The organism is Herbidospora galbida, from assembly GCF_005233835.1.
GTDB lineage: Bacteria > Actinomycetota > Actinomycetes > Streptosporangiales > Streptosporangiaceae > Herbidospora > Herbidospora galbida.
The window spans coordinates 89,121-105,147 of the sequence record NZ_SZQA01000018.1 but is presented as its reverse complement, the minus strand read 5'-3'; the positions used below and the strand labels follow the sequence as shown (position 1 = coordinate 105,147).

At 70.6% G+C, this 16,027-nt stretch carries 15 protein-coding genes; 7 read left to right on the top strand and 8 right to left on the bottom strand.

Annotation, left to right across the window (positions count from 1 at the left end; all coding sequences use genetic code 11):
* The first annotated feature begins 54 nt into the window (after positions 1-54).
* The 6 genes from FDA94_RS19620 to FDA94_RS19595 all read left to right on the top strand — a co-directional run bounded on the left by FDA94_RS19620 (position 55) and on the right by FDA94_RS19595 (position 5,805).
* On the top strand, positions 55-408 hold the full coding sequence (locus FDA94_RS19620; RefSeq protein WP_212735399.1) for a metalloregulator ArsR/SmtB family transcription factor: 354 nt from the start codon (positions 55-57) through the stop codon (positions 406-408).
* Positions 405-1,067 carry an SdpI family protein gene (locus FDA94_RS19615; protein WP_137248523.1) on the top strand — a complete coding sequence of 221 codons (663 nt, stop codon included), beginning with the start codon at positions 405-407 and terminating at the stop codon, positions 1,065-1,067. Before FDA94_RS19620 ends, FDA94_RS19615 begins: the two co-directional genes overlap by 4 nt.
* Positions 1,068-1,309: 242 nt before the next feature.
* A complete protein-coding gene (locus tag FDA94_RS19610; protein WP_137248522.1) occupies positions 1,310-2,437 on the top strand; it encodes a sugar ABC transporter substrate-binding protein in 1,128 nt (375 codons plus the stop codon).
* Positions 2,438-2,514: 77 nt separating this feature from the next.
* Positions 2,515-3,291: an ATP-binding cassette domain-containing protein gene (locus FDA94_RS19605; RefSeq protein WP_062334077.1), complete on the top strand. Its 777-nt coding sequence runs from the start codon at positions 2,515-2,517 to the stop codon at positions 3,289-3,291.
* Positions 3,288-4,541, top strand: a complete 1,254-nt coding sequence (locus FDA94_RS19600) for a sugar ABC transporter permease (protein WP_137248521.1) — start codon at positions 3,288-3,290, stop codon at positions 4,539-4,541. Before FDA94_RS19605 ends, FDA94_RS19600 begins: the two co-directional genes overlap by 4 nt.
* A 43-nt stretch (positions 4,542-4,584) precedes the next feature.
* Positions 4,585-5,805 carry an ROK family transcriptional regulator gene (locus tag FDA94_RS19595; protein WP_137248520.1) on the top strand — a complete coding sequence of 407 codons (1,221 nt, stop codon included), beginning with the start codon at positions 4,585-4,587 and terminating at the stop codon, positions 5,803-5,805.
* On the opposite strand, the gene FDA94_RS19590 is transcribed toward FDA94_RS19595, so the two are convergent.
* From FDA94_RS19590 to FDA94_RS19575, 4 genes are all read right to left on the bottom strand, one after another.
* On the bottom strand, positions 5,753-7,174 hold the full coding sequence (locus tag FDA94_RS19590; RefSeq protein WP_212735398.1) for an MFS transporter: 1,422 nt from the start codon (positions 7,172-7,174) through the stop codon (positions 5,753-5,755). The genes FDA94_RS19595 and FDA94_RS19590 overlap by 53 nt on opposite strands.
* Positions 7,175-7,246: 72 nt before the next feature.
* Positions 7,247-7,735, bottom strand: a complete 489-nt coding sequence (locus tag FDA94_RS19585; protein ID WP_137248519.1) for a MarR family winged helix-turn-helix transcriptional regulator — start codon at positions 7,733-7,735, stop codon at positions 7,247-7,249.
* Between the two features lie 111 nt (positions 7,736-7,846).
* The gene (locus FDA94_RS19580) at positions 7,847-8,698 is read right to left on the bottom strand and encodes a neutral zinc metallopeptidase (protein ID WP_137248518.1); all 852 of its coding nucleotides are present in this window, start codon (positions 8,696-8,698) and stop codon (positions 7,847-7,849) included.
* Positions 8,699-8,797: 99 nt separating this feature from the next.
* A complete protein-coding gene (locus FDA94_RS19575; RefSeq protein ID WP_170991026.1) occupies positions 8,798-9,430 on the bottom strand; it encodes a neutral zinc metallopeptidase in 633 nt (210 codons plus the stop codon).
* 262 nt (positions 9,431-9,692) lie between these two features.
* On the opposite strand from FDA94_RS19575, the gene dxs reads away from it, so the two are divergent.
* The gene (dxs, locus tag FDA94_RS19570; protein ID WP_137248516.1) at positions 9,693-11,570 is read left to right on the top strand and encodes a 1-deoxy-D-xylulose-5-phosphate synthase; all 1,878 of its coding nucleotides are present in this window, start codon (positions 9,693-9,695) and stop codon (positions 11,568-11,570) included.
* Positions 11,571-11,577: 7 nt separating this feature from the next.
* Here the strand turns inward: dxs and FDA94_RS19565 are convergent, their stop codons facing one another.
* The 4 genes from FDA94_RS19565 to FDA94_RS19550 are packed head-to-tail and all read right to left on the bottom strand — an operon-like array spanning position 11,578 to position 15,990.
* Entirely contained in the window at positions 11,578-12,183 is a 606-nt protein-coding gene (locus FDA94_RS19565; protein WP_137248515.1) for a DedA family protein, read from the bottom strand.
* A gap of 20 nt (positions 12,184-12,203) precedes the next feature.
* On the bottom strand, positions 12,204-12,806 hold the full coding sequence (locus tag FDA94_RS19560) for a LysE family translocator (RefSeq protein WP_137248514.1): 603 nt from the start codon (positions 12,804-12,806) through the stop codon (positions 12,204-12,206).
* A gap of 11 nt (positions 12,807-12,817) precedes the next feature.
* Positions 12,818-14,809, bottom strand: coding sequence for a 3-hydroxyacyl-CoA dehydrogenase NAD-binding domain-containing protein (locus FDA94_RS19555; RefSeq protein ID WP_137248513.1), 1,992 nt, complete (start codon positions 14,807-14,809; stop codon positions 12,818-12,820).
* On the bottom strand, positions 14,806-15,990 hold the full coding sequence (locus tag FDA94_RS19550) for a thiolase family protein (RefSeq protein WP_137248512.1): 1,185 nt from the start codon (positions 15,988-15,990) through the stop codon (positions 14,806-14,808). Before FDA94_RS19550 ends, FDA94_RS19555 begins: the two co-directional genes overlap by 4 nt.
* Positions 15,991-16,027 lie beyond the last annotated feature (37 nt).

The window sequence follows — 16,027 nt, the reverse complement described above, 5'->3', positions numbered from 1 at the left end:
TGACCCGCACATGTCGCGGGCCGGATGTGCCCCGTGCGGCGTCTCCCTAGAGTCGTGATCAGTTTCCGGCAGATCGGGGAGCTGTCCATGGTTACCGGCCGCACGTTCGAGGCACTCGCGCACACCCGGCGCCGCGAGGTCCTCCGGATCCTGCACGAACACGACCAGCTGTCGGCCGGCGAGATCGCCGACCACCTGACCATCGCCCGGCCCACTCTGTCCGGACACCTCAACGTGCTGAAGGACGCCGACCTGATCGTCGGCGAACGCGACGGCACCACGATCTGGTACCGGCTCAACACCTCCGTCATGGACGACGTGCTCTGCCTGGTGTTCGGCCTGATGAGCCAGGAGCACGCCACCGTCGCCCGCCTGGGCGCCCTGCGGCCGATGAAGGAGGCGGTATGAACCAGCGGCCGTGGACGGGGATCGCGGTGTCCGCCCTGAGCGTGGCCGTCATGGCCGGCGTGGGCGTGGCGCTGTGGGACTCCCTCCCCGACCTCGTCGTGACCCGTGACCCCACTCCGACGCGGGCGGGCTCGGCGGTGCCCAAACTCGTCGCGGTGGCCGCGACGCCGGGGGTGCTGCTGGTCATCGCGGGGGTCATGGTCGCGTCCACGAAGCTCGGCAACCGGCTCAAGCCGCACGTCGACCCCCGCCTGGTGGCCAGCCCCGACGCGCAGGTCCGGACCATGAACACGCTGTTCACGCTGCTGCCGCTGTTCCTCATCGTGGTGCACACCGGGTTCCTGCTCACCGCGGCCGGGCACGGCTTCCCGCTGGAGCGGGCGGTCGCGGTGGGGTTCGGGGTGCTGCTCATGGGACTCGGCAACGTGCTGCCGAAGATCGCCCCGTCGGCCGTCGGACCCGACGACGCGCGGGGCCGCTGGGCGCTGGCCTGGCAGCGGTCGCAGCGCTGGGGCGGGGTCGCGATGGTGGCGCTGGGCGCGGTCTGCGCGGTGGCGGCGTTCTGGGTGCCGCCCATGCTGGCCGCCGTGGGATCGGCGGCGCTCGTCGCCGTCATCTTCGGGGTGATGCTGCTGCGCGCGGCGGTCCGGACGCGCTGACGCGTCTCACCGCGAGCCGCTCAGGTCTGTGACCTGGGCGGCTCGATGCTTTTTACCCGGCCTTGGTGGGGTGGCGGGGTTCTTTGCGGGTACGTTTCTCCATTGTTACCCCGGGCAACAAACGTTACCGTCCCGTGTCTTTCCCCCAAGTTCCCTTGGGCTTACGTTGTCTCAAACAACATTCACCCATTAGGTGAGTCACACCCCCCGATAGACCCCCGGCCAGAAAGGACCCACGCATCATGCGCAAGGGGATCCTCAGCATCGGCGCCGCCTTCGCGGCCCTTTCCCTCGGTCTCACCGCGTGTGGCGGGGGTGACGAGGGCACCGGCGCAGCTCCCGAGACGACCGGCGCCGCCCCCGCGACGTCCGCCGCCGCTCCCCAGGGCAAGATCGGCGTCATCCTCCCCGACAGCAAGTCCTCCGCCCGGTGGGAGACCGCCGACCGCAAGTACCTCGAAGAGGCGTTCAAGGCCGCGGGTGTCGCCTACGACATCCAGAACGCCCAGGGTGACAAGACCCAGTTCCAGACCATCGCCGACCAGATGATCACCGGCGGCGTGACCGTGCTCGCGATCGTCAACCTCGACTCGGGCACCGGCAAGGCCGTCCTCGACAAGGCCAAGGCCCAGGGCATCGCCACCATCGACTACGACCGCCTCACCCTCGGCGGCAAGGCCGACTACTACGTCTCCTTCGACAACACCGCCGTGGGCAAGCTCCAGGGCGAGGGCCTGTCGAAGTGCCTCGACGACGCCAAGGCCGAGAAGCCGATCATCTCCTACCTGAACGGCTCGCCGACCGACAACAACGCCACCCTCTTCAAGGAGGGCTACGACGGCGTGCTCAAGCCGAAGTTCGACTCGGGCGACTACGTCAAGGGCCCGGAGGACTCGGTTCCCGACTGGGACAACGCCCAGGCCGGCACCCTCTTCGAGCAGCAGCTCACCAAGGAGCCGAAGATCGCCGGCGTGCTCGCCGCGAACGACGGCCTCGGCAACGCCGCCATCGCGGTGCTGAAGAAGAACAACCTCAACGGCAAGGTCCCGGTCACCGGCCAGGACGCCACCGCGCAGGGCCTGCAGAACATCCTCGCCGGCGACCAGTGCATGACCGTCTACAAGGCCGTCAAGCAGGAGGCCGACGCCACCGCGCAGCTGGCCATCGCGCTGGCCAAGGGTGAGAAGCCCGCCGCCACCGGCACCGTCAAGGACAGCGAGACCGGCGCCGACGTGCCGGCCGTCCTGCTGACCCCGGTCGCCATCTACAAGGACAACGTGAAGGACGTCGTCGCCGACGGCTACGTCACGAAGGAAGAGCTCTGCACCGGCGACTTCGCCGCCCTGTGCACCGAAGCCGGAATCAGCTAAGTCATTCCGGGGGTACGGCCCACGCACGCTCGACGCGTGGGCCGTACCCCTCTCTCTGGAACCAGGAGTAGCCCATCGTGTCCACGGCACCCGTTCTGGAACTGCGCGGAATCGACAAGAGTTTCGGCCCCGTGCAGGTCCTTCACGATGTCGCCTTTTCGGTGTATCCCGGAGAGGTGACCGCTCTTGTCGGCGACAACGGCGCCGGTAAGTCCACCCTCGTCAAGTGCATCGGGGGCATCCACCCCTTCGACTCGGGCGAGTACTACTTCGAGGGCAGGCAGGTCAGCGTCGGCGGCCCCCGCGACGCGGCCGCGCTCGGCGTCGAGATCGTCTACCAGGACCTCGCGCTCTGCGACAACCTCGACATCGTCCAGAACATGTTCCTCGGCCGGGAGCGCAAGCGCGGCCTGGTCCTCGACGAGGACACGATGGAGGAGATGGCGGCCAAGACCCTCGTGGGCCTGTCGGTCCGGACGGTCAAGTCCCTCCGCCAGCACGTCTCCAGCCTGTCCGGCGGCCAGCGGCAGACGGTCGCGATCGCCAAGGCCGTCCTGTGGAACAGCAAGGTCGTCATCCTCGACGAACCGACCGCCGCTCTGGGCGTCGCGCAGACCGCGCAGGTCCTGGAGCTGGTCCGCCGTCTGGCCGACAAGGGCCTCGCGGTCGTGCTCATCTCGCACAACATGAACGACGTCTTCGCGGTCTCCGACCGGATCGCCGCGTTGTACCTCGGCCGCATGGCCGCCCAGGTGAAGACCTCCGACGTCACCCACTCCCAGATCGTGGAGCTCATCACGGCCGGGCGCAGCGGGGAGCTCGGCCTGCAGAACGGCAAGGAAGCGACCGCATGACCACCACAACCGCCCCGGAGGAGAAGGCCGTCGCGCCATCCGCCGGGCTGAACAAGCAGGTCCGCGACTACGTGGAGCGGGTGCGCGGAGGTGAACTCGGCGCCCTCCCGGCGGTCATCGGGCTCATCGTGCTGTGCACGGTCTTCGCGATCCTCTCGCCGGTCTTCCTGTCGCCGGTCAACTTCGCCAACCTGTTCACCCAGGGCGCGGGCGTCACCGTCATCGCGATGGGCCTGGTCTTCGTCCTGCTGCTGGGCGAGATCGACCTGTCGGCGGGCTTCGCGTCCGGCGTCTGCGCGGCCTTCCTCGGCGTGCTGCTCACCAACGAGGGCTGGCCCTGGTACGCCGCCGTGCTGGCCGCGATGGTCGTCGGCGTCGTCATCGGCCTGGTCATCGGCTGGCTGGTGGCCAAGCTCGGCATCCCGTCGTTCGTGGTGACGCTGGCCGCGTTCCTGGCCTTCCAGGGCGTCGTGCTGATCCTGCTCGACGAGGGCACCAACATCTCGATCCGCGACTCGGTCATCCTGGCCATCGCCAACGAGAACATGTACCCGTGGCTCGGCTGGGCCCTCGTGGTCGTCGGCGTGCTCGCCTACGCCGGACTCCAGCTGCTCAACAACCGCCGCAGGGCGGGCCGCGGCCTGGTCGCCGACCCGCTGTCGCTGATCGCCGTCCGCGTCGGCGCCCTCGCCGTCGCGTCGGGCTTCGCGGTGTACGTGCTGAACCTGGAGCGCAGCCGCAACCCGGGCGTCATCTCCCTCACGGGCGTGCCGGTCGTGGTGCCGATCATCCTGGTGCTGCTGCTGGTCTGGACGTTCGTGCTGCGCCGCACCCGCTTCGGCCGGCACATCTACGCCGTCGGCGGCAACGCCGAGGCGGCCCGCCGCGCCGGTATCAACGTCGACCGGATCAAGATCTCCGCGTTCGTCATCTGTTCCTTCATGGCCTCCGTCGGCGGCATCATCGCCGCCTCGCGCGCCAACTCCGTCGACCCCAACACGGGCGGCAGCAACGTGCTGCTGTTCGCCGTCGGCGCGGCGGTCATCGGCGGCACGTCGCTGTTCGGCGGCAAGGGCCGGGCCCTCGACGCCGTCCTCGGCGGCGCGGTCGTCGCGGTCGTCATCAACGGCATGGGCCTGATGGGCTACAGCTCCAGCGTGAAGTACGTGGTCACCGGCGCGGTGCTGCTGCTCGCGGCGGGTGTGGACGCCCTCTCCCGTAAGCGGGCGTCGGCATCCGGCCGCCGATAGGGTGGGCGCGAACGACGACCCCCCGGCACCAGAGGCAGGACGCATGCTGCGCGCAGGTCCCTCTCAGGAGGAGATCCGCAGGCACAATCTCGGCACCCTGCTGCGCCACGTCCACCTCGGCGGTCCGACCTCGCGTGCCGAACTGACCAGCCGCATGGGGCTGAACCGCAGCACCATCATGGCGCTGACGGCCGACCTCACCGCGGCGGGTCTGGTGCGCGAGGAACTGCCGAAGGAGACCGGCCGGGCCGGCCGCCCCTCACTGGTGGTCCGGCCCGAGTCCTCGCGGGTCTACGTGCTCGCCTTCGACGTGGGCGTCGACCGGCTGGTCGCCGCCCGCGTCGGACTGGGCGGGGTCATCCTCGACCGCCGCTGGGCGGTGCGCCCGCGCGGCGCCTTCGACCTCAACGAGTCGGTCGCCACGCTGGCCGGGTTCGCCCGCCAGATGCACCGCAAGACGCGGGCCGACACCGTCTGCGTCGGCGCGGCGGCGGCCTTCTGCGGCGCGGTCCGCAAGACCGACGGCGTCGTCCGCTTCAGCCCCAACCTGGAGATGGAAGACGGCCCGTTCGGCGAGGAGCTGTCCAAGCGCCTGGCGATGGGCCTGCCGGTGACCGTCGGCAACGACGCCAACCTGGGCGCGCTCGCCGAGCACACCCGGGGCACCGGCACGGGCTGCCGCGACCTCGTCTACCTGCACGGCGACGTCGGCATCGGCGGCGGCATCGTGGTCAACGGCCAGTTGCTCGGCGGCGCGGCCGGCTACGGCGGCGAGGTCGGCCACATGGTGGTCAACCCCGGCGGCCGGGCCTGCGGCTGCGGCTCCCACGGCTGCCTGGAGGCCGAGGTGGGGGAGCGGGCCCTGCTCGAACACGCGGGCAGCTCCGGCATCCAGCGCCTGGCGGCGGGCCGGGGCCGCGACGGCATCCACGCGGTGGTCGAGGCGGCCGACCGCGGCGACATAATCGCTCAGGACGCGCTCCACCGGGTGGGCGACTGGCTGGGCATCGGCGTCGCCAACCTGGTGAACGTCTTCAACCCCGAGGTCGTCATCTTCGGCGGCACCCTGCGCGAGATCTATCTCGGCTCGGCCGCGCAGGTCCGCAGCCGCCTCAACCTGGCCACCCATCCCGCGCTGCGGGAGACCCTGCGGCTGCGCACCTCCGAGCTCGGCGACGACGCGACGCTGGTCGGGGCCGCCGAGCTGGCCTTCACGAAGGTACTCGCCGACCCGCTCGAGGTGCTCGCGCGGATGAGCGTCTGACCGGGCGCAGCACCGCGACGGCCACCGCGAAGGCCACCGCGAGCAGCCCCGCCGACACCGTGAACGCCAGCCGGTAGCCCTCGGTCAGCGCGACCGCCTCCGCCGCGCCCCCGGCCAGCAGGCCCTCGGTGCGGCCCGCCGCCAGCGTCGACAGCACCGCCACGCCGAGGGCCATGCCGATCTGCTGGGTCGTGTTGAACAGGCCCGAGGCCAGCCCGGCGTCGTCGTCGCGGGCGTCCGACATCCCGAGGTTGGTCAGGGCCGGCAGCACCAGCCCGCCCCCGGCGATGAGCAGCATCACCGGCAGCAGGTCGGTGACGTAGTCGGCGTCGACCGGCACGCGGGTCAGCCAGCCCATCGCGGCCACCAGCAGGACCAGCCCGGCGAGCAGCACGGTCCGCGCGCCGTAGCGGTTGTTGAGCCGGGCCGAGACGAACAGCGACACCCCGCCGATGGCCACGGCGGCCGGCAGCATGGCCAGGCCGGTCGCCAGGGCGCCGTAGCCGAGGACCCGCTGCATGTAGAGGGCGACCAGGATCTGGAACGAGAACATGGCCGACAGCGCGAGGATCTGCACCGCGTTCGCGCCCGACACGTTCCTCGACCGGAACACCCGCAGCGGCATCAGCGGGGTGCGCGCGGTCGCCTGGCGGGCGAAGAACCCGGCCAGCAGCGCGACCGACAGCCCGCCGTAGGCGAGGGTCTGCCCGGCGCCGTGGCCCTCGGTCCCGACCACGGTGTAGACGCCCAGCATCAGCCCGGCGGTGACCAGCACCGCTCCGGCGACGTCGGCCCCGGCGGACAGGCCGGTGCCGCGCTCGGCGGGCAGCGCCCTGACCGCGAGCGCGATCGTGGCCAGCCCGATCGGCACGTTGATGAAGAAGATCCAGTGCCAGTCGAGGGCGTCGGTGAGCACCCCGCCGAGCACCTGCCCGATCGAGGCCCCGGCCGCGCCGGTGAAGCTGAACACCCCGATCGCCTTGGCCCGTTCGGCGGGGTCGGTGAACAGCGTCACCAGGATGCCCAGCACGACCGAGGAGGCCAGCGCGCTGCCCGCGCCCTGCAGGAACCGGGCGGCGATCAGCAGTTCGGGGGTGCCGGCCAGCCCGGCCGGCAGCGAGGCCGCGACGAAGACCGCGTTGCCGGCCAGGAACACGCGCTTGCGGCCGATCAGGTCGCCGAGTCGTCCGGACAGCAGCAGCAGTCCGCCGAAGGGGATCAGGTAGGCGTTGACGGTCCAGCTCAGGGCGGCCGAGGAGAAGCCGAGGTCGTGCTGGATGGCGGGCAGCGCCACGGTCACGATGCTGCCGTCGAGGATGGTCATCAGCATGGCGGTCGACAGGACCGCCAACGCGGGCCAACGGGACATGGTCGTCTCCTGTTCGGGGGGAACGGAAGCGACCGTAGCAGATAGTTTTGTTGTAGACGATCCCTTGCGGACCTACTTGGCGCGCTGGCGTGCGCGCCGGGCGCCCTGCGGCGCTTCGACGGGGGTGGCGAGATGTCCTTCGGTCAGCCGGGTCAGCAGCCCGACGAGGGTCCGCCCCTCCTCCGCGGAGAGGGCGTCGAGGGTCTCGCGGTGGACGCGGTCGGCGATGCGCTGGCTCTGCGCGGCGACCTCGGCTCCCTTGTCGGTGACCGCGATGATCCGGGCCCGGCGGTCGGTGCTCGACGGCCGCCGCTCGGCCAGGCCGGCCTGTTCCAGGGCGTCGACGGTGACCACCATCGTGGTCTTGTCCATGTCGCCGATCTCGGCGAGCTGGATCTGGGTGCGCTCCTCTTCGAGGGCGTGCACCAGCACGCAGTGCATCCGGGCGGTCAGCCCGATCTCGGCCAGCGCCGCCGCCATCCGGGTCCGCAGCACATGGCTGGTGTGGTCGAGCAGGAAGGACAGATCCGGTTCGGTACGGGAGGGCGCCATCGCGGTCATCTCCCCAGGATAGACAACCTGCTTTCGGTGGCAGGTTCACAGCGCGAGACGCGGACGGCCTTCGGCCGCCCGCGTCTCGCTTCCCGTACCGGATCGTCCGTTTGGGGAGGACTAGGCGACCCGCGCGTTGGGGGCGGTCCAGGTGTTGCACGACAGGAACGACTGCGAGTCGAAGCCGCGCTCCAGCCAGAAGGCCTGGTTGCGGCCCTTGCCGTGGACGGTGTCCGAGGCGTGCTTGGCGGCCCAGTCGACGACCTGGTCCCACTCTTCGAAGATGACCGGCAGGCTCTCCTGCGTCGCCCCGAGGAAGACGCCGGCCATGCACTCGGCCTGCTGCTCGACCCGGTGGCTCAGGTAGTTGCGGGCCGTCTTGGTGCGGGCCTGCGCGTAGAGCCGGTTGAACGCCGGCACGATGCCGGCGCGCTGCTGGGCGTGGTGGCCGATCTCGTGGGCCATGGTCTTGGCCAGCGTCAGGCCCCACGGGTTGCGGATCGTGGCCTTCGGGAGGAACTGGTAGATCGTCTGCGACGACGGGCAGTAGTGGGCGGTGTAGGTGTTGGTGAGCTTGCCGCACGGCGTCTTGGTGCCGCTGGCCCGGATGATGATCTTCGGGACCCGGTACGTGCCCAGACCGGCCGCCCTGAACTGGCGGGCGTACATCCCGTTCACACAGCGGGCGACCTTGAGCAGGTAGGTCTTGAGGGAGTTCGCGCTGCCCCGGCGTGGCTCGCCGGGCGAGCACGTGAACGAGTCGACGGCGCCCGACCGGTAGAGCCGGTTCTTCGTCAGCACCGTGGGGAACACGCGCTTCGCGGCGGCCGGCGCGGCCAGCGGGGCCTGGGCGGTCGCGGCCGACGGCGCGGCGGCCAAGGGCGGGGGGGAGGAGGTGGCCTGAGCGGCGGAGCCCGTCACGACGAGGACGGAGAGCGCGCCGGAGGCCAGTGCGATCAGGGGTTTTCGCATGGTCTGCAGACCATATTGCAGGTCTTAATGACGAGTAAAGTCGGGTAAATACGGATATTTACGGCGGCCACCCCCCGTGGATGACCGCCGCACCGCAGGTCAGGCCACCTGTGAGGCCGGAGCCTTATAGGTGTTGCACACGCTGGGCGAACCCGCCTTGAAGCCGCGGTCGGTCCACGCCGCCCGGCTCTTGCCGCCGCCGTGCGTGGGGTCCCCCATGTCCTCCTTGATGTACGTCAGGAGCTGCTGCCAGTCATGGGAGTCGCGCCCGGTGGAGGCCCAGATGCTGCGCAGGAACGCCCCGGAGAGGCAGTCGGCCTGCAGCTCCAGGCGGGCGTGCCACTTGTAGGCCGCCTTCGTGCTCTTCGGCATCAGCTTGTAGTGGGCCTTGATGATGCCCGACCGCTGCTGCACGTGGTGGCCGTACTCGTGCGCCAGCACATAGAAGAGGAAGGGGGTGCCCTCGTACTCGAGCATCCAGCCGTCGACGAGGACCACGAGGCCCTGCGTGTCCTGGCAGTAGGCGCCGCCCCAGAAGCCGTCCATGTTCCCGCACGCACGGGTCTTGGTCGGCTTGCTGATGAACTCCATGCCCGGCTTGCGGAACGGGAGCTTGGCCTTCTTGAAGAAGGACGTCCAGGTGGCGTCGAGGCACTCGGCGCCCTCGCGCAGGTAGTTCTGCGCGGTCAGGAAGTCCTCGATCGTCGTGGAGTATTCCGGACACGACCGCACCGGCAGCTTGCCGGACGAGTAGATAGGGTTCTTCGTGAGAGCGGACAGACCGGTAGGAACAGGCCGTGCGTGGACCGTTCCGGGCGCCAGCAGTGGCGCTACCAAGCCCGCGAGGAGTAAGGGAATGATTTTTCGCACGAATTCAGGAGAGTAGGGGACAAGCCAACCACGCGTAAAGGGATTCCCCCGCCCTTGGGGCAGGAAGCCGGGCACTGTCGAACTACACTCCTACTGTTCGACGGCGAACGGGAAAGGAATCGCAGTGGGCCTTCTGGAGTCCCTGAGCGGACCGACCGACCTCAAAGCACTCGACGCGAGCGAGCTGCCCCGGCTCGCCGAGGAGATCCGTGACCTTCTGGTCCGCTCCGTCGCGAACTCGAAGGCAGGTGGTCACCTGGGTCCCAACCTCGGGGTGGTCGAGCTGACGATCGCGCTCCACCGGGTCTTCGACTCCCCCCACGACCGCATCGTCTGGGACACCGGGCACCAGTCCTACGTCCACAAGATGCTGACCGGCCGGGCCGACCAGTTCGACGGCCTGCGCCAGGAGGGCGGCCTGTCGGGCTACCCGAGCCAGGCCGAGTCGCCCCACGACATCGTCGAGAACTCCCACGCCTCCACCGCCCTGTCCTGGGGCGACGGCATCGCCAAGGGTTTCCGCCTGTCCGGGAGCGACCGCCACGTCGTCGCCGTCATCGGCGACGGCGCCCTCACCGGCGGCATGGCCTGGGAGGCGCTCAACAACATCGCGCTGACCAAAGACCTGCCCCTGGTCATCGTGGTCAACGACAACGGCCGCTCCTACTCCCCGACGATCGGCGGCCTGGCCACCCACCTGGCCAAGCTGCGCGTCACCCAGAGCTACGAGCAGGTCCTGGAGTTCGTCAAAGACAAGTTCGGCAACGTGCCGGTCCTCTACGACACCCTCCACGGCATCAAGAAGGGCCTCAAAGACGTCCTGGCCCCGCAGGTCATGTTCGAAGACCTCGGCATCAAATACGTCGGCCCGATCGACGGCCACGACGAGCCCGCGATGGAGACCGCGCTCCGCAAGGCCAAGTCCTACGGCGGGCCGGTCATCGTCCACGTCGTGACGAAGAAGGGCCAGGGCTACGAGCCGGCCGAGAACCACGACGAAGACTGCTTCCACGCGCCGCAGCCGTTCGACATCGTCACCGGCGAGGAGCGGCCCAAGCAGCTCGGCTGGACCAACGTGTTCAGCGAGGAGATGGTCCGCATCGGCGCCGAGCGGCCCGACGTCGTCGCCATCACCGCCGCGATGCTCCACCCGACCGGCCTGGCCGACTTCGCCGCCCTCTACCCCGACCGCATCTTCGACGTCGGCATCGCCGAGCAGCACGCCCTGACCAGCGCGGCGGGCCTGTGCGTCGGCGGCCTGAAGCCGGTCGTCGCGATCTACGCGACCTTCCTCAACCGCGCCTTCGACCAGCTGCTCATGGACGTCGCCCTGCACCGCCTCCCGGTGACCGTGGTGCTCGACCGGGCCGGCGTGACCGGCGACGACGGCGCCAGCCACAACGGCATGTGGGACCTGTCGATCCTCCAGGTCGTGCCCGGCATCCAGGTCGCGGTGCCGCGCGACGCCACCCGGCTGCGCGAGCTGCTCGGCGAGGCGCTGCGGGTCACCGACGGCCCGACCGTGGTGCGCTTCCCCAAGGGCGCCCTGGTCAAAGAGGTCGAGGCGATCGGCGAGATCGGCTCGATGGAGCTGCTGCGCGAGGGCGAGGGCGAGCCCGACGTGCTCATCGTCGCGGTCGGCCCGATGGCCGAGGTCAGCCTCGACGCCGCCGGGCTGCTGGCCGCCCAGGGCATCTCCGTCACGGTCGTCGACCCGCGCTGGGTCAAGCCGCTCGACGAGTCGCTGACGCTGCTGGCCGCCGCCCACAAGCTGGTCGCGGTGGTGGAGGACAACGGGCGCGTGGGCGCGGTCGGCGACGCCGTCTCGCGGCTGCTGCGCGACCACGACATCGACGTGCCGGTGCGCAACTTCGGGCTGGCCCAGGAGTTCCTCGACCACGCCAAGCGGCCGAAGATCCTGGCCGACGCCGGGCTGACCGCGATCGACCTGGCGGGCGAGCTGGCCGACGCGCTGCGCCGCCGCGCCTCGATCGAGTACTAATCGAGTACTAACGGCGCTCGACCACGCGCCTGACGACGAAGCCGATCGTGGCCGCGACCACCGCGACCCCGGCCGCGATCGGCATGATGAGCCCCTCGTTCTGGCGGGCCGCCTCACCGGCGAGCGCGCCGAGGGACACGTAGCCGACCACCCAGATCGCGCCGCCGATCATGGCCCAGAAGCCGAACCGGCGGCGCGGCATGTTCAGGATCCCGGCCAAGACCGGGGTCAGCGCGTTCAGGCCCGGCACGAAATAGGTCAGCGCGATCAGCCAGCCGGTGCCCTGGAGCAGCTCTTCGGCCTGCTTCCACTTCTCGTCGCCGACCCACCGGCCCAGCCTGCTCGCCCGTACGCGCGGACCGAAGTGGCTGCCGATCCAGTGGCCCGAGAACGCGCTCACCGCGACCCCGCCCAGGCCGCCCGCGACCACCAGCGGGACTTCGGGGATGCTGTCGACCGTGGTTCCGGCGATGATCAACGACAGGTCGCCGGGCACGATCACGCCGATGAGCAGCATGCCTTCGAGCGCGACGTACAAGAGGGTGACGGTGGCGACGAGGAGGGGGCTCTGGTTGGTCAGCCAGTCGAGGAGCTGGTCCACGGCATCGAACATCGTCTTTCTCTGCCCAGCGGCTACCCGGTCACGCCTTGGACCACCAGCCACACCCCGGCCCCGGCCAGCAGCAACCCGCTCGCGGCCAGGGTCGCGCGGTAGGCGCGCGGGCCGAGCCGGTGCCGCCCGGCGGCGACGAGACCCGCCAAGACCACCTTCGCGCCGACGAGGAGCAGGTAGAAGCCGATCATGAACGCGGCGGCCGGGCCGACGCCCTTCTCCCAGGCGGCCACGACGAGCGGCCCGCCCACGGTGATCCAGAACAGCCACGGGTGCGGGTTGGTCAGGTTGACCAGCACGCCCTTGCCGACCTGCGAGGGCACCTTCTCGCCGGGGGCCGGGACGACGGCCGTGCGGGCCGCCATGACGGCCTCGGCGCCGAGGTAGACGACGTACAGACCCCCGGCGATCGACAGACCCCGCAGCAGGCCCGAGGGGAGCGCGCCCGCGAGCACGATCGAGAGCACCACGACGGGCAGGTCGGAGAGCAGCGGCACGCACGCCATGCGCAGCCCGGCCGGGAAACCCCCGCGAAGGCTCGCGGTGATGACCAGGCCGAGCAGCGCGCCCGGGGCGACCCCGGCGCCGAGGCCGAGGCCGATTCCGAGCATCAGTTCGCGCACATCACGGGAGCCTAGGGGAGGAACCGGGCTCCGTTGACCGCCTCGGAGACGCCGGTCCGGTCGAGGTAGGGCGTGATGCCCCCCAGGTGGAACGGCCAGCCCGCGCCCAGGATCAGGCACAGGTCGATGTCCTGCGGCGCGGAGACGACCCCCTCGTCGAGCATGATGCGGATCTCCTCCGCCAGCCCGCGCAGCGCCCGCTCCCGCACCTCCTGCTCGTTCGAGACGAACCCCCGGCCCGGGTGGAGCGTGTCGCCGCCGGTGGACACCATCGTGGCCAGCGCGGCCGAGACCGGGAAGCGCTCGGGGTAGGCGGCGTTCATCGTCTCGGCGACGTGCAGCGCGACCGCCGGGCCGACCAGCTTGAGCAGCGTGAACGGCGTCATCGGCAGGCCGAGCCCGTCGAGCGCGTGGTCGGCGACGTCGGCCGAGGTGCCGCTGTCGACCGAGGCCAGCACCTCGCCCATGAACCGGGTGAGCAGCCGGTTGACCACGAACGCGGGCGCGTCCTTGACCAGCACCGCCGACTTGCGCAGCTGCTTGGCCGCCGTGAACGCGGTCGCCACGGTCACGTCGTCGGTCGCGTCGCCGCGCACGATCTCCAGCAGCGGCATGACCGCGACCGGGTTGAAGAAGTGGAAGCCGACGAGCCGCTCGGGGTGGCGCAGCTGCGAGGCCATCTCGGTGACCGACAGAGAAGAGGTGTTGGTCGCCAGCACGCAGGTGTCGGAGACGACCTCCTCGACCTCGGCGAACACCTTCTGCTTGACCTTCAGGTCCTCGAACACCGCCTCGATGACGAAGTCGGCGTCGGCGAACGCCTCCTTGGTCATCGACCCGGTGACCAGCTTCTTGAGCCGGGTGGCCTGGTCGGCGGTGACGCGGCCCTTGGCCCGGAGCGCGTCGACCTCCCGGTGGACGTGACCGACGCCCATGTCGACGCGTTCCTGGTCGAGGTCGGTCAGCACGACCGGCACCTGCAGGCGCCGCGCGAACAGCAGCGCGAACTGCGAGGCCATCAGCCCGGCGCCGACCACACCGATCTTGGTGATCGCGCGGCCCGGCACCTCGGGCACCCCGGCCGGCTTCTTGGCCCGCCGCTGCGTCAGGTCGAAGGCGTAGAGCCCGGCGCGCAGCTCGTCGCTCATGATGAGGTCGGCCAGCACGTCGTCCTCGGCCGCGAAACCGGTGTCGCGGTCGCTCGTGCGGGCCTTCTCGATGAGCTCCAGAGCCCGGTACGGAGCCGGCGCCGCCCCCCGGAGCTTCAGGTCGACCAGCTGACGGGCCTGCGCCACGACGGGCGCCCAGTCGGCGGCCTCGTGCCCCGGCCGGTCGACCACGACGTCGCCGTTGACCACCCTGGCGGCCCAGCGCAGCGACTCCTCCAGGAAGTCGGCCGGCTCGAACAGGGCGTCGGCGAGCCCCAGCCCGTAGGCCTCCGGCCCCTTGATCATGCGGTTCTGCGACAGCGGGTTCTCGACGATCAGCTTGATCGCCTTCTCGGGCCCGATCAGCCGGGGCGTCAGGTAGGTCCCGCCCCAGCCCGGCACCAGCCCGAGGAAGCACTCGGGGAAGGCGACCGCGGGGACCCCGGCGGAGATCGTCCGGTAGGTGCAGTGCAACGCCAGCTCCAGGCCGCCGCCCATCGCGGCGCCGTTCACGAACGCGAACGAGGGGATCGCCAGCTCCCCGAGCCGCCGGAACACGGCGTGGCCGAGCTGCCCGACGAGGTGGGCCTGCTCCCGGCCGGAGATGGTGGAGGCCTCCTTGAGGTCGGCCCCCACGGCGAAGATGAACGGCTTGCCGGTGACGCCGACGGCGGTCAGGTCGGTGCGCTTCTCGATCGCGTCGAGGGCGTTGCGCAGCTCGTTGAGGCCGCCCTCGCCGAACGTGTTCGGCTTGGTGTGGTCTTCGCCGTTGTCGAGGGTGATCAGCGCCATCGTGCCGGCGCCGTAGGGGAGCTCGACGTCGCGGACCAGCGCGTGGGTGACGAGTTCGCTCATGCCAGGTTCTCCCAGATGACGGTGCCGCCCATGCCGAGGCCGACGCACATGGTGGTGATGCCGTAGCGGACCTCGGGGTGCTCGGCCATGCTGCGCGACAGCTGGGTCATCAGCCGCACGCCGCTCGACGCGAGCGGGTGGCCGTAGGCGATCGCGCCGCCGTAGGGGTTCACCCGGGGGTCGTCGTCGGCGATGCCGAAGTGGTCGAGGAAGGCCAGCACCTGGACCGCGAACGCCTCGTTGATCTCGAACAGCCCGATGTCGCCGATCGACAGCCCCGCCAGCCGCAGCGCCCGCTCGGTCGAGGGGATCGGCCCGACGCCCATCAGCTCGGGGTCGACGCCCGCGAAGGCGTAGGACACCAGGCGCATCCGCCCGGTCAGCCCGAGCTCGGCCGCGACGTCCTCGGCGGCGACGATGCAGCCGGTGGCGCCGTCGTTGATGCCGGAGGCGTTGCCCGCCGTCACGTTGCCGTGGGGGCGGAAGGGGGTCTTGAGCCTGGCCAGGCCCTCCATGGAGGTGCCGGGCCGCATGGCCTCGTCGGCCGTGGCCAGGCCCCAGCCCTCGGCGGCCTTCCGGGTGGCCATCGGCACCAGGTCGGGCTGGATCACCCCGTCGGCGTAGGCCTTGGCGGCGCGCTCCTGCGAGAGCACGGCGTAGGCGTCGGCCCGCTGCTTGGTGATCTCGGGGTAGCGGTCGTGGAGGTTCTCCGCCGTCATGCCCATGACCAGGGCGGAGCCGTCGACCAGCTGCTCCGAAAGGAAACGCGGGTTGGGGTCGACCCCCTCGCCCATCGGGTGGCGGCCCATGTGCTCCACGCCGCCGGCGATGGCGACGTCGTAGGCGCCGAAGGAGATCCCGCCCGCCACGGTCGTCACGGCGGTCATCGCGCCCGCGCACATGCGGTCGACGGCGTAGCCGGGGACGGTCTTGGGCAGGCCCGCCAGGATCGCGGCCGACCGGCCGATCGTGAGGCCCTGGTCGCCGATCTGGGTGGTGGCCGCGACGGCGACCTCGTCGACGCGCTCGGGCGGCAGCGACGGGTTGCGGCGCAGCAGTTCGCGGATGACGCGGACGACCAGATCGTCCGCCCTGGTCTCGGCGTAGAGGCCCTTCGGGCCCGACTTGCCGAACGGCGTGCGAACGCCGTCGACGAAGACGACTTCACGTGACGCGGGCACGGTATCTCCCTATCTGCGTGGGCTGACACCCTAATGC